General features: G+C 24.5%; 13 protein-coding genes. 11 read left to right on the top strand and 2 right to left on the bottom strand.

Translation table 11 applies throughout. The annotated features are described in order from the left end of the window. Positions 1 to 25: 25 nt before the first annotated feature. Positions 26 to 628 carry a flavodoxin family protein gene (locus IC174_RS13430; RefSeq protein ID WP_227483126.1) on the bottom strand — a complete coding sequence of 201 codons (603 nt, stop codon included), beginning with the start codon at positions 626 to 628 and terminating at the stop codon, positions 26 to 28. Between the two features lie 677 nt (positions 629 to 1,305). Here IC174_RS13430 and IC174_RS13425 point away from each other — a divergent pair. Next, positions 1,306 to 2,517: a pyridoxal-dependent decarboxylase gene (locus tag IC174_RS13425; RefSeq protein ID WP_227483125.1), complete on the top strand. Its 1,212-nt coding sequence runs from the start codon at positions 1,306 to 1,308 to the stop codon at positions 2,515 to 2,517. Positions 2,518 to 2,930: 413 nt separating this feature from the next. On the opposite strand, the gene IC174_RS13420 is transcribed toward IC174_RS13425, so the two are convergent. After that, positions 2,931 to 3,404: a DUF2798 domain-containing protein gene (locus tag IC174_RS13420; RefSeq protein WP_227483124.1), complete on the bottom strand. Its 474-nt coding sequence runs from the start codon at positions 3,402 to 3,404 to the stop codon at positions 2,931 to 2,933. Between the two features lie 650 nt (positions 3,405 to 4,054). On the opposite strand from IC174_RS13420, the gene IC174_RS13415 reads away from it, so the two are divergent. The 10 genes from IC174_RS13415 (at position 4,055) to IC174_RS13370 (ending at position 13,791) form a co-directional block, all read left to right on the top strand. After that, the gene (locus IC174_RS13415) at positions 4,055 to 4,432 is read left to right on the top strand and encodes a BlaI/MecI/CopY family transcriptional regulator (protein ID WP_227436021.1); all 378 of its coding nucleotides are present in this window, start codon (positions 4,055 to 4,057) and stop codon (positions 4,430 to 4,432) included. Positions 4,433 to 4,962: 530 nt separating this feature from the next. Next, complete coding sequence (locus IC174_RS13410) at positions 4,963 to 5,631, top strand: histidine kinase (protein ID WP_227483123.1); 669 nt, start codon at positions 4,963 to 4,965, stop codon at positions 5,629 to 5,631. A 1,284-nt stretch (positions 5,632 to 6,915) separates the two neighbouring features. Next, complete coding sequence (locus IC174_RS13405; protein ID WP_227436024.1) at positions 6,916 to 7,257, top strand: LytTR family transcriptional regulator DNA-binding domain-containing protein; 342 nt, start codon at positions 6,916 to 6,918, stop codon at positions 7,255 to 7,257. 365 nt (positions 7,258 to 7,622) lie between these two features. After that, complete coding sequence (locus tag IC174_RS13400) at positions 7,623 to 8,042, top strand: DUF1653 domain-containing protein (protein ID WP_227483122.1); 420 nt, start codon at positions 7,623 to 7,625, stop codon at positions 8,040 to 8,042. A 205-nt stretch (positions 8,043 to 8,247) separates the two neighbouring features. Then, positions 8,248 to 8,889, top strand: a complete 642-nt coding sequence (locus IC174_RS13395) for a histidine phosphatase family protein (RefSeq protein ID WP_227483121.1) — start codon at positions 8,248 to 8,250, stop codon at positions 8,887 to 8,889. 24 nt (positions 8,890 to 8,913) lie between these two features. Next, positions 8,914 to 10,167 (top strand): NAD(P)/FAD-dependent oxidoreductase, encoded by a 1,254-nt coding sequence (locus IC174_RS13390; RefSeq protein ID WP_227483120.1) that lies wholly within the window; start codon positions 8,914 to 8,916, stop codon positions 10,165 to 10,167. Between the two features lie 48 nt (positions 10,168 to 10,215). Further along, complete coding sequence (gene cmk, locus IC174_RS13385; protein ID WP_227483119.1) at positions 10,216 to 10,866, top strand: (d)CMP kinase; 651 nt, start codon at positions 10,216 to 10,218, stop codon at positions 10,864 to 10,866. 51 nt (positions 10,867 to 10,917) lie between these two features. Continuing rightward, a complete protein-coding gene (locus IC174_RS13380) occupies positions 10,918 to 11,514 on the top strand; it encodes a lysophospholipid acyltransferase family protein (protein WP_227436043.1) in 597 nt (198 codons plus the stop codon). Between the two features lie 12 nt (positions 11,515 to 11,526). Continuing rightward, positions 11,527 to 12,366 carry a 4-hydroxy-3-methylbut-2-enyl diphosphate reductase gene (locus IC174_RS13375; RefSeq protein WP_227436045.1) on the top strand — a complete coding sequence of 280 codons (840 nt, stop codon included), beginning with the start codon at positions 11,527 to 11,529 and terminating at the stop codon, positions 12,364 to 12,366. A 270-nt stretch (positions 12,367 to 12,636) separates the two neighbouring features. Further along, positions 12,637 to 13,791: a putative manganese transporter gene (locus tag IC174_RS13370; protein WP_227483118.1), complete on the top strand. Its 1,155-nt coding sequence runs from the start codon at positions 12,637 to 12,639 to the stop codon at positions 13,789 to 13,791. Positions 13,792 to 13,930 lie beyond the last annotated feature (139 nt).

The following is a 13,930-nucleotide window of genomic DNA, read 5'->3' as shown; positions in this document are numbered from 1 at the left end:
ATACTTTCCATGTAGCATTATGTACTTAACAGTTATCTGCTTTAAATGAATTCTCTAAAATATCATAAATTTGTTTTGCAAATTGACGAGAATGTTCTTCTTTTTCTGTATCCATAAAATTAGGCTTACCTAAATCACGTTCAACAAGCATTCCTATATATTTTAACTGTGAATGTTTGCAATAACGCTTTATACCATCTTCCCAGATATCAGCTCCTTTTTCAGGTCTATATCCACAAGTTGTAATAAGTGCTACTGATTTTCCTGACCATAGTGCTGGTCCTTTTTCATCACCATAGTATTTATTCATACCATATACCAATCTATCGAGCAATGCTTTCATTGGAGAAGTGCAATACCAAGAATAAATTGGAGTTGCAAGAATAATTAAATCACACATAAGAACCTTTTTGAAAATTTTATGAACATCATCTTGACGACAACATCCAAAAGAAGATAAATTTTCTTGACATTTTTTACAGGCAATACAAGGTTCTATTTGATAATCATACAACCATAACATTTCAAGATTTGCATTATAGTTTTCTAGTTCTTCTATAAATGGTTCTAAAATAGAAGCAGTATTACCATTTTTCTTAGGGCTTCCCATAAGAATACATACTTTCATATTAACACCTCCATATTATTTTAAAATAATGTTTAATGATATAGTAATATTTAAATTTTATAAAAACTTTTTAAATATATATTCTATAAAATGAGTTTCATTTCATTTAGTAGTTTAAAACCAACAGCCTAAAGAAGTGATTTTAGAAAACTAGCAATATTAGTAACTATGTAGAATGCTAATAAAATTAAAATCATCCATGTAAAAATATGATTTTTGTATGGATATATCTTATTAATTCTTTTTCCAATACGTACCAGTAAAATATACATTAAAAAATATGCTAAAAAGACCATTAAAAATTTCATATATAACCTCACAATTTTAAAGTTTCATATAAATTTAGGATACTACGAGAATACATTAACAACAATACACTTTTTTAATCTGTAATAAAGTTGAAATAAATCATTCAAAAAATTAGGCAAAAACAATTAAGATTGGATATAAAATATATTCAATATAATAATTTTAAGTTATATTTTTTTATTAGATAGATGAATTTATGGCATAAAAACTTATAAATATTACTATTGAATGTTTACTATATAAAATACTTGAAATGCATACTTTAAGCATATGTATATAGTTAACTATACCAATCTATAGTAAAATATATTATAAACAGTATAGGAACTTAATTAATAAAATCATCTATAACTTTGGAGGTATAAAATATGTATTTAAATCAAGAATATAGTTTTATAAAAGAACATGCACCATGTTATATATATGATGAGATTAATATAATCGAAAGGTGTATGGAGTTAAAAAATAGTATTTTAGGTTTTGATTTTTTATATTCCATCAAAACAAATCCATATAATAAAATTGTAAAAAGCATTGCTAAACAAGGGTTTGGAACAGATGCAGCATCCATGAAAGAAGTATTGATTTCAAAAGAATGTGGAGTGGATAGAGATAATATTTACTATTCTGCACCAGGAAAGCTAGAAGAGGAGCTAGAAGCTGTTTTAGATAAGTGTATAATTATTGCAGATAGTATAACAGAAATAGAACTTATAAATAAAATATCAGAAAAACAAAATAAAAAAATTAAAATAGGCATAAGAATAAATCCTGCTTTTACTATGGATGATGATAGCTCTATATCAAGCAAGTTTGGTATTGATATAGAAGATATAGATAATGTTTTTAAAATACTAAATCTTTGTAACTATATATCTGTGGTTGGAATTCATATACATATTAAATCTCAAGTGTTAGATTTTGAAAAGTTAGGATGTTATTATGAAAAATGTTTTCTCATAGCACTAAATTTAAATAAAAGTGAACATATAAATATTGAATTTATAAATTTTGGTAGTGGTATTGGAGTAGTATATGACAATCTTAAAGAAAGTCCAGTTAATCTTAAAAAGCTTTCAATATTAACTGAAAAGATTGTTTCTACTAATGCAAATACATTAAAGGCTAGACTCTTTATTGAATCAGGTCGTTTTGTAGTTTGCACATCAGGTAATTACTATACTAAAATTGTCGATATTAAGGTATCAAGAGGGATAAAGTATCTTGTTGTAAGAAATGGTCTTAATGGATTTATGAGACCTATTATTTCTAATTTAATTGAGAAAGTAACTTGTGGTGTAGAATTAGAAGGGCAAGAACCATTATATACATCAAATCATGCATTTTATTTTTCAGTATTAAGTAGTTCAGAAGAAGAAGAATATGTAACAATAGTTGGAAATCTTTGTACATCATTAGATGTGTTAGCTAATAATGTTAAATTAAAAAAGGCAGTTATAGGAGATGTGATTTCAATTAATAATGCAGGTAGTTACTCATATTCTCTATCTCCATTAATGTTTTCAAGCTATGAATTTCCTAAACAATACTATAGAAGAAAAGATGGATGGATTGAGTAAATTTTTATGATATATTAAAACTGGAATACTTTACATTTACTGACTTTTGATAAGTAAAAGTTGAAATATCCTTTGATGGTTAAAAAAGAGATAAATGTAAATTTTATAAAATGTTAGCAAAAGAAATATCAAAAATTTGAAATAAAAAGATTTATAAAGAACATACATAAAATTTAACTTAAGATTTTAATTTCAGTTTTAATAAATAGAAAAGATGAAAAATTAGATGTAAATAAATTAAATGAATTTGAATAGTATTTCATAAATCTAAAATACGATTAAGAATAAATTTGCTGGCAAAATAAATTTGGTAATAAATTTATTTTGCCATTAATTAAAAATTATTGTATAGTGTAGTAGTTTGCTTTAGGATAAACATACTTATAGTATAAAGTTTTATGTAGTTTTGTGAATTATAAACAGTCTACAATTGTTCCTTCAGGAAATAATCTCCTAAAAACAAATCTCACTAAAGGGCCTGCAATTAGTAGTTGCAACGGCAATGCAATGATAAAGTTGTTGAGTATATTAACAGCCCATACAAATAAGGTTGTGCTAGGGAAACCAACTGATTCAATGGCTCCAAATAAAGACATACATATAACCATCCCACATACCATACAACTTGATATAACAATGGCCTTTGCAATTTGTTTACTTTGTGGATTTACAATGCAAAATGCAATTTTTTTAGCAATTTTAGAAACAATAAACCAATCAAAAATCATACCTACTACATAGGCTAGCGGAAACCCCATCCAAGCATTTTTTACAGTTTCTGATGAAAGACCTTCATGTAAAGAGATATTATAGATACTCATAAAAAATACCATAAAAGCACACATAAGCACTGTGAATATCAAACTTTCTTTTTTATTTTGTGGCATACTTATTTACCTCCCAATTTAATTTATTTATATTAGGATTATACATTAAGAAAAATTTTAGTGTAAGTAATTTTTTTTATTTTTCATTTTTTTATTTAATTGAAAATTATTTTGATATAATGAAAAATTAAATTTAAATATAGGATATGATTTTAAGAGGATAAGTAATTAGAATAGTTATTATAAATTAAGTTACAGTTTATGAAAATTACTATTTTATATTGTCTAAAATAAGATAGAATAAATCAAAGATTTAAAAAAAACTTTAACTTAAAAATAGACATATTATTGAAATCTAAATTAATCTTAAGAAGAATATTCCAAAAAATTAAATACAAATACACTTTTAGTTTTTTGAAATCATTTCTCTACAAAAATAGGAAATATAAACATGTCTATGATATATATGGTCTCTAATATATGAATCAATAAGAAAATTTAAATTTTTATTTCTTTGATAATCTATATCTTATTTATGTACTTAAATTTATTATGTAGAATAATCATTACTTATGTAATTTGTTATAGAATTATAGCAAGAAATAAATTATGGAAAAAATTGGAAAATATTATTATCGACAAAATCTTTGACTTAAAAACTATATTGCGATAGTATTAATTTAATAAAAGTTTGAGAGGGGCGTAAGGCTATGACAATTTCAAAAATACCACAAGCAGAGTTAAAAGTTATGAAGTTTATTTGGGAGAAAAATGATACAGTAACATCAAAAGAAACTATTGAAGCTATGGAACAAAAATATGGATGGAAACAAACAACAACATTGACACTTTTATCAAGACTTGTTAAAAAGCATTTCTTGAATGCAGAAAAAATAGATAGATATACTCATTATACGATAGTTGTTGGTCACAAAGAATATTTGAATGTTGAGACAAAAGATTTTTTAAGTAATATACATGATAATTCTTTACAAAGTTTACTTTCAGCATTACATGAAGATGAAGTGATTGACAAAGATGCATTAGATTTATTTGAAAATCATTTTAAAAATTTAAAGGATGAATAAATATATGTATTTATATGTTTAAGTTTTTAATAGATAGATATATACAAAAATCTATATTGGTATTATTTAATAAGTTACCAACTATTTATAAATTGATGATTAATAGGCGTAAATTCAATAAAATACCTATTAATAATTAAAGTAAGTGGTATCAAGTTAAATGATACCACCTATTTTAGTTCTCCATGCTTTTAGCTTTAAAAATAATTTTTTAATTCATTACTTTTCCTTAATTCAAGCCGTTATTTTATTTAATCATATCAAACTTCCTTAATTGTTTCTAATTGTTCTTAGAGTCAACTTATATTTTTGAGCATAATTAAAATAAAATGAGGAAATAATTTTTATATTTTCTAATTGTAATGTTAACAATTTAGTGGTTAATATTTCGTTAGTTGATTTTATACTATTATTAAAATCATTAAGTGATAATATCAAATTTAAGTGCCATTTTATGTTATAATTAGTATGTATTTTTAATGGTATATTTTATTGTGAAGATATAAATTAATTATTTTTGGGGAGTTATTATGTTAGACACGTTTATAACAATTGTTTCTTCTATTATAGAGATATGGGCATGCAAGAAAGTTTTTGATTATACAAGTAAAGTAAAAACTAATTTAATGAAACTAAATATATCTTTCTTATTTTCTATTTTTCTTATTATCGGTTCTTTTTATATAAATGTAGGAGCTAATGATAGAATATGGATATGTATTCTTATAACTTTTATTTTTTATAAGTCTAATTATAAGGTCAATATATATAAATGTTTAGTGGTTTTGTTTTTTTATTGGATGGTGTTAATAGGTATAAATGCATTGAGTATGCTATTAGTAGTTTCAATGAACAATTTAGATAATATGAATATTTTACTTAGTGGAAATTTATACAGGTATGAAGCTATCTTTTTTGGCAAATTGATTTTAATTATATTATTGTACATTTATAAAATTTCTTGTACTAATTTTAAAATTAGTAAAAAAGAATTGTATATATGTGTTCCAATGATAGCAAATTTATTATCATTTTTTATACTTTACGATTATATTATTAATCTTATAAAGATTTCTCCTGAAAGAAGAGTTGTCTTTCTAGCAATAGTTTTACTATTGATATTATCCAATATCTCAATATTTGCATTAATACGTATAATACTTAAAATTAAAGAGAAAAAAGATAATATAATAAATTAATTAATACATATAAAAATAGCTTAGTATATATTTCTAATTGATATATTATAGCGTATTTGTTTTAAAAGATTGAAAATTGAATTATCTGGTGAAGTAGATAAAGTTGATTATGCTAAGACTTTCTAAAATGAGCGTATTAGTGACATAAGTAAGATTACATAAATGTATTCTCAAGTTGTATGGTAGAAGAACTGATAGTAGCAACATATTCTGCAGATTTGCAAATAAATTAAAACAAGTTATTCAGAATAAAAACGATTATTAATGCATTAGCTTTGATTGGAACAATTCTTACGATAGGATTTTTAGGATTGCTTGTTATTACGAACCTATAGATATAATTAGATAGATTCAATTTAAAAAAATATCAAGTTTTAGTTTATAGAGCAGTTTATTTTAACATATAGACTGTTTTTTTATGTCTATAACTATACCATGTAACATTTGTAAAATTACTTATAGATTTTTTAATAACTTCAAGAAATGCCTATTTTGTAAGGAGAGATATTAGTAAATATAAAAAAATGTAATATTAACATCCTAGCTATGTATCAACCAAAATCACTTTTATGCGTTTTTTATATCTAGACATATGTGTAACAACTATATTGCAACACATGTACTCAAGTGAAAAACACTCTGAACAGACTCCAGTTACTCTGCAAGGTGTTTTACGTTTTCCATTTGCTTCTAGTTCAGAACAAGCAAATGTTCGAATTCTTTCAACAGAAATTAAAAAAATTTACAAATATGAACTTCATTGTTTTTTTGAAAAAATGAAATGTATGTGTAAAATATATGGGAACACTTTTATCAAGTTTTTATAGTAAAAAGATTATATTATTAAATTTGCTTAGATATAACTTGAGGGAGTAACAGAATATCAAAAAAGAAATACATAAATATACATATATATTTATAATATGTCTATTGAGATTTTAATTGATAATTAAGAAGTATAAAATTATTTTAACAAATTCATAATTAAATCTTAATTTTTTAAATTATACATATAAAAGTCAATATTTACTTTTATATGTATAATTTTACACAATTTTATTGAAAAGTTATTTTATTAAAGAAATATGTATTTATAATTACTGATGTTATTTATAATAAGCTATTTTAACTTTAAAAATTAATGTTAAAAAAAGAGTCTGTAGGTCAGTATCAAAAATAACTTTATAAATATCTCAAATAGACTAATCTTACATATATTTCCGATAGATTATATTGATAAAAAACACTAAAATTAAATTAATAAGAATACTTGGAGGGATGGTAATGAAAGAGGAATGTTTTATTAATATTGAATACGAAGATAAACGTTTTTCAATTAACATTAAAGAAATTTTGTACATAGAAAAGCAAGAGTATGAATCAAAAATTTATACAGAAAATGGAACTTATTATATTGGAGAAAATTCTTCTAGTGTAAGAAAACTACTGAAAGAAGAAAATTTTTTCAAATGCAGTAACAGTTATATTGTAAATTTAGATAAGTGTGAATTTTATCTCAGCAATAATTGTATTTTTGTAGGAAATAATTTTATAAGAGTTTTAGGTTTAGATAGAAAAAAGAAATTAGAAAAGAAGTTAGAAAAATTATATGATTATAAATATTAACTTTGAGAGGCTGTATTTTATACAGCCTCTTTATTTATTTTATTGTATTATTAATAAACTTTAAATTATGATAAAATATAAGACAAGTATTGCTTTTAATAAATAAAATATAGGATAAGTTTTATATAACTACATAATAAGAAAAGTAGAATATATTTATATAAATAAAAATTAAATTCATAAACAACTAAATATATTATATGATGTGTAAAAATATTAGACAAATTATAATATATAATTTGAATATTAAAAATTGCTGTATTTTGAAAAAGTTTAAATAACTTAGTTTGTAAATTTATTTTAAAATAAAAAATAATAAGATAAAGCATATTTTTTAAAAAATACATATAGGAGAGGATAGTAAAATGGATAAACCAAAAAATAGTCTAAACATTGATGAAAGAAAATTAAAATGTCCTTGTATTTATAAGCATTTTAAAGGAAAATATTATGCTACAATGGGATTGAGCAAAGCCATTGATAATAATGATATAGAAAAAATCTGTGAAACATACAATGAAAAAGGTTCAACTAAAAACAAAATTAGGTATAAGCTAGATGTTAAGCATACTGAGCTAGATGAAAATATTTATATATATATAGACATGAATGGAAGTTTTTATCATAAAAAAGAAAAAGATAATAATAATTTGGTTTTATATAAAACTCTATATGATGATACAGGGATATTTGCAAGGCCATTAGATATGTTTTTATCAAAAGTAGATAGAGATAGGTATTTTAATCCAATTCAAGAATATAGATTTGAAGAATTTTATAAATAAAATATGATGATTATTTTTTATAAGTTGAGAAAAAACCTGTTATTATATAATAAATTGTGGTAAATATAAATAGTATGAGCTAAGAAGGATATATTAGATTAAGTTATAAAATAGAAACATAGTAAACTATTATATGGTATAATTAAAGTTTGAGAAGTGACAATTTATATTTAATAAAAAATAGACAGATATATTAGGAGGAAATATGGGAAATACTTTTTATATAGTAAGACATGGACAAACAGACTGGAACTTATTAGGAAAAACACAAGGTCATGGTAACTCTGACCTTACACCACAAGGGATAGAACAAGCAAGAGAACTTTCTGAAGACATTGGTAAGTATTCGATTGATTATATTTTTAGTAGTGATTTAGGAAGAGCAATGCAAACAGCTCAAATTTTAGGTGATAAGCTCAATATTGAAGTACAAAAAACTGAAGCACTTAGAGAAATGGGATTTGGAGTTTGGGAAGGTCTTTTAATAAAAGAAATTCAAAAAGACTATTCAGATATATATTCAACATGGAGAAATGAGCCACATTTAGTAAATATACCAGAAGGAGAAACTCTTAAAATTATAAAAGAAAGAGTGGATACTTTTATAAAGGAATTAAATGAAAAATACAATGATAAAAATATAGTTCTTGTTACACATTCAATTACATTGAGGGTTATGTTAGTATCATTCTTAGAGTCAGGTATGGAAAATATATACAGAATTAAGCAAGATAATACTGCTTTAAATATAGTAGAGTTTAAAGATTATGGTCCAGTAGTAATAAAGATGAATGATACAAGTCATATAAAAAATCATGTAAAAATAAATAATTCTGCACTTGAGTAAGTATCAAATTATAAGGAGAAGTTTATGAGTAAAGTTATAGTGGTTGGTGGAGGTCCATCTGGCATGATGGCAGCCTTGTCAGCTTCGAAAAATAATAATGAAGTAATATTGATTGAAAGAAATGGAGAGTTAGGGAGAAAGTTAAGAGCAACTGGTGGAGGTAGATGTAACTTTACCAACAATAGAGAGATAGAAGATTTTTTTGATAAGGTTGTGAACAATAAAAAATTTCTATACAGTAGCTTTTATACATTTACAAATAAAAATCTTATATCGTACTTTGAAAGTAAAAATTTAGAATATAAGATTGAAGAAGAAAATGACCACAAGGTCTATACTAAGAATGATAAGTCTATAGAAGTAATAGAATTATTAAATAAGGACTTAATTAATCATAATGTAAAGATAATGTATAATAAAAAAGTTGTGGATATTATAACTGAAGAAATTACTGAACAAGGTGACCATAACAATAATAAAGCAAATTATTCAATAAAAGGTGTCATTTTAGATAATGGAGATAAGATATTAGGAGATAAAGTCATTATATCAACTGGAGGAGTTAGTTATTCAAAAACAGGTTCAGATGGTTCAATGTATAAGGTTCTTCAAAATCATGGACATACATTAAATAAACTATATCCTGCTTTAGCGCCACTTACAATAGAAGAAAAATGGATTAAAGCTTTGCAAGGAATATCTATGAGAAATGTAGAAATATCTTGTAAGATTAAGAAAAAGAAAATATCAAAATCAGGAGACATGTTATTTGCACATTTTGGGATAACAGGTCCTTGTGTACTTATAATCTCTTCTTATATCAACAAGATTATTGAAAAAGATAAGATAGAATTAAATATAGATTTTTTACCAAACTTAGATGTCAATGAAATTTCTAATATAATTAGAGAATTTCCAAATAAAAATATCTTAAATAATCTTAAACACATATTACCTCAAAACTTCTTAAAAGAAATTCTTTCTATATTATCTTTAAGTGATAAAAAAGCAAATGATTTATCTAAGGCTGATGAGATTAAAATTATTGAGTATATAAAAAATATGAAACTAACTTGTAATGGAACTACAGGGATAAACACTGGAATGGTTACTTCTGGTGGTATTTCAGTTAAAGAAATTAATTCTTCTACAATGGAGTCTAAGTTAATAAAGGATTTATTTTTTACAGGTGAGGTGATAGATGTAGATGCAGAAACTGGTGGATATAATTTACAAATAGCATTTTCAACTGGATATCTTGCAGGGATTAGTGTATAAGTTTTTGATAAGTCGATTATTAAATATAAATAAAATAGAGGTGTAGATATGAGTAATTTGATTATAGCTGTGGATGGACCAGCAGGGGCTGGTAAAAGTACAATAGCTAAGATAGTATCAGAAAAACTAAATATAAATTATATAGATACAGGTGCTATGTATAGAGCTGTTACTTATAAGTGTTTAAAAAATAATATTGATGTTAATAATGAAAAAGAGGTTATTAAAATAGCTAAAAATTCAGATATAGATTTTGAAAATAATAACATATACTTAGACCAAAAAATTATAAATAATGAAATAAGAACAATAGAAGTAAGCAATAATGTTTCCAATGTAGCTAAGATAAAAGAAGTAAGAAAGTTGATGGTTGAAGTTCAACGAAAAATTGGAACAAAAAGTTCAGTAATATTAGATGGTAGAGATATAGGTTCATATGTTTTTCCAAATGCAGATTATAAATTCTTTTTAGTAGCTACACCAGAAGAAAGAGGAAATAGACGTTATAAAGAACTTTGCAATAAAGGATATAATACTACTTTAAAAGAAGTAATTGAGGATATAGTAAAGAGAGATGAAATTGATTCAAATAGAGAATTTGCACCACTAGTAAAAGCTGAGGATGCACTAGAAATAGATACAACAGGAAAGACTATAGATCAGGTTGTACAAGAAGTTGTATCTAAGATAAGTTTTTAAGCTTAATGTATCTAAAATGAAAATATAATGTAGTATTGAAGGGAGATAAACGTGAATTTTTATAGATTTGCAATAAATATTTTTAGATGTTTTTCTAAAGTGTTTTTTAAATATGAAGTTATAGGTGCCGAAAATATACCAGACAGAGGAAATATAGTGGTGGCTTCAAATCATAAATCAAATCTTGACCCTGTATTTTTAGCTGCAGCTATAAAGAATAGAGAGATAGCAGCTATTGCAAAACAAGAATTATTTAAAGTGAAGCCACTAGGTTTTATATTAAAAAAATTGCATGTTATGCCTATAAATAGAGAAAAGCCAGATGTATCCACTATAAAAACTATTTTAAGGTCAATTAGAGATGGTTATATATTAGGAATATTTCCAGAAGGAACAAGAATTAAAGGAGACAACTTTGGCAAAGCTAAGGCAGGTCTTTCTCTATTTACAATAAAGAGTAAATCTAAGGTTGTACCAGTATCGATAATATCTAAGTATAAACCTTTTAGTAAAGTAATTGTGTACTTTGGAGAGCCAATATCATTTGAAGAACATTTTAAAGAAAAGTTAAGTAATGATGACCATGAAAGAATGTCGCAAGAAGTTTTAGAAATAATAAAACAGAATTACTTTAAATATTCAAAATAAGGGGGGGATTTTGTGAATGTTAAAATAGCAAAAAATGCAGGATTTTGCTTTGGAGTAAAGAGAGCAATGAAAATGGCATGGGATGAAGTAGAGAAAAATGATTCTGGAATATATGCTTTAGGACCTCTTATTCATAACAAGCAAGCAGTAGCAAGATATGAACAAAAAGGTCTTAAAACTGTAGATGAAATCGATATAATACCAGATTATGAAAATATGATAATAAGATCTCATGGAGTTCCTGAGAAAGTATACAAAGAAGCTAAAAATAAAAAACTTAAAATTGTAGATACTACATGTCCATTTGTAAAGAAAATACATACAGTAGTGAGTGAGTATCATAATAAGGGTTATGAAATAATAGTTATTGGAGATATGAAACATCCAGAAGTGATAGGTATAAATGGATGGTGCGAAAACTCAGCAATAATAATAAAAGCTGTAGAGCAAATGGAGAATATGGAATTTGATAATTCAAAACAATATTGTGTTGTTGCACAGACAACAATAAATCCAGATTTATATTCAAATATAGTTAATAAATTAGCTGATAAACTAGAAAATATAGTATTTAATGATACAATCTGTTCAGCCACAAAAACTAGACAAGAAGCAGCTAAAGCATTAGCAGGAGAAGTTGATTGTATGATAGTTATAGGTGGAAAACACAGCTCTAATACTCAAAAGTTAGTAAAAGTTTGTGAAGATTTAGTTCCAACTTTTGCAATAGAAACTAAAGACGAATTGGATGTAAATATGCTTAAGAAGTATAAAACTTTAGGAGTGACAGCAGGAGCATCTACACCAGATTGGATAATAGAGGAAGTAATAACATTTATTGAAAATTTATAAATATAGTAAACGATGAAAAAATGTGTAATATCGGTATAATATATAAAATTTGTTGTAATATCTATATGTAATTTTATATTATAATATAAAATTACATATGGCAACTAGATAACCTAATATCAGAAAGTGTGTATCTTAATATGCAAGAAATTAACAATATAAGATATGCACTTTTTAATATTAGAAATTTAAAAGATATAATGATATTGATTATCAATAATAAATGAAATATAATATAATTATTGCGAAATTAATATAGGAGGTAAATTAATGGAAATGTTAATATCTGCTTCTGAAGAAGCATTTTTACATGTGGGTTCTATGATTGGATTTTTTATTTTGCTATTTGGATATATAAACTATAAAACTAGTGGTAATTTTACTAATATTATATCAAAAAATAGAAAATATCAACCTTTAATAGGAGCTTTGATAGGAGCTATACCAGGTTGTGGTGGGAGTTTGGCAATAATGCCATTATATATAAGTGGAAAACTAAGCTTTGGAGCAATCATTGCAAGCTTAATAGCAAGTATGGGAGATGCTGCATTTATACTTATTTCATCAAATATTAAAATGTATTTTTTTGTGACTATAGTTAGTACAATTACAGGAGTAATAACAGGACAACTAGTAGATTATTTTAAGTTAGAAGAAAAATTGAAATTAAATAAATATGGAAAATCAGAAAAACATAATACAGATAAAAATTACCATAAAGATAATGAAGAATCGCATAATCATGATGATATAATTTTGGATAATTTAGCTAAATCTCATGGAAATACAAATAGACTTGCATTTATAATAACACATGGTAAAGGGTACAAAATTTATATAGGAATTGTATTAATAGGTTTTATATTTATGTCTCTTGCTCATTCTGGAATAAATCTTCCTATTATTGAAAAATTACATTCACTAGAAGAAGCAATAGCAGTTATAGGAATACTATTCTCAATAGTTTATATGTGGTGTTTTAAAAAGGTATTTAAAAATTCTAATCAAAAAGAGGAAGAAAATAAGAAAATTTCCCTAAGAGAAATGCTTATACATTCTGTAGGTGAAATTTCATTTGTTATTACATGGATTTTTATTGCATATCTTATTTACGATTTGATAATATTGGTTTTAGGTGGAGATGAATACTTAGTTAATTTAGTTTTATCAACAGGTGTAATTAGTGTATTTATAGGTGCAGGTCTTGGACTTATTCCAGGGTGCGGTATACAAATTGTACTTATGTCATTTTACTTGAAAGGAACTATACCACTTGGTGCAGTAATAGCTAATTCAATATCTCAAGATGGAGATGCACTTTTTCCGCTTTTAGCAATGGATAAAAAATCTTCCTTATGGGCTATGATTATTACTACTATACCAGCTATAATCGTAGGAATTATAGTTTATGCTTTTTTAGGTTAATTGAAAGTAGATTTTAATATAAATGATAAAAATACATAAATCTATACTATGGATATAGTAACAAGTATTAAAAATATAAAAAATAAAATTTAATATAATTAAAATATTTATAAATAACATGAGAAATAATATTATTGTT

The organism is Clostridioides sp. ES-S-0001-03, from assembly GCF_020676075.1.
Lineage (GTDB): Bacteria > Bacillota > Clostridia > Peptostreptococcales > Peptostreptococcaceae > Clostridioides.
The sequence above is the reverse complement of the archived record's forward strand: the minus strand, read 5'-3'. Positions and strand labels throughout refer to the sequence as shown.

Bases quoted from the DNA above. Each gene is read 5' to 3' on its own strand.
- IC174_RS13430 (WP_227483126.1), bottom strand. From the start codon at position 628: ATGAAAGTATGTATTCTTATGGGAAGCCCTAAGAAAAATGGTAATACT.
- IC174_RS13425 (WP_227483125.1), top strand. From the start codon at position 1,306: ATGTATTTAAATCAAGAATATAGTTTTATAAAAGAACATGCACCATGT.
- IC174_RS13420 (WP_227483124.1), bottom strand. From the start codon at position 3,404: ATGCCACAAAATAAAAAAGAAAGTTTGATATTCACAGTGCTTATGTGT.
- IC174_RS13415 (WP_227436021.1), top strand. From the start codon at position 4,055: ATGACAATTTCAAAAATACCACAAGCAGAGTTAAAAGTTATGAAGTTT.
- IC174_RS13410 (WP_227483123.1), top strand. From the start codon at position 4,963: ATGTTAGACACGTTTATAACAATTGTTTCTTCTATTATAGAGATATGG.
- IC174_RS13405 (WP_227436024.1), top strand. From the start codon at position 6,916: ATGAAAGAGGAATGTTTTATTAATATTGAATACGAAGATAAACGTTTT.
- IC174_RS13400 (WP_227483122.1), top strand. From the start codon at position 7,623: ATGGATAAACCAAAAAATAGTCTAAACATTGATGAAAGAAAATTAAAA.
- IC174_RS13395 (WP_227483121.1), top strand. From the start codon at position 8,248: ATGGGAAATACTTTTTATATAGTAAGACATGGACAAACAGACTGGAAC.
- IC174_RS13390 (WP_227483120.1), top strand. From the start codon at position 8,914: ATGAGTAAAGTTATAGTGGTTGGTGGAGGTCCATCTGGCATGATGGCA.
- cmk (WP_227483119.1), top strand. From the start codon at position 10,216: ATGAGTAATTTGATTATAGCTGTGGATGGACCAGCAGGGGCTGGTAAA.
- IC174_RS13370 (WP_227483118.1), top strand. From the start codon at position 12,637: ATGGAAATGTTAATATCTGCTTCTGAAGAAGCATTTTTACATGTGGGT.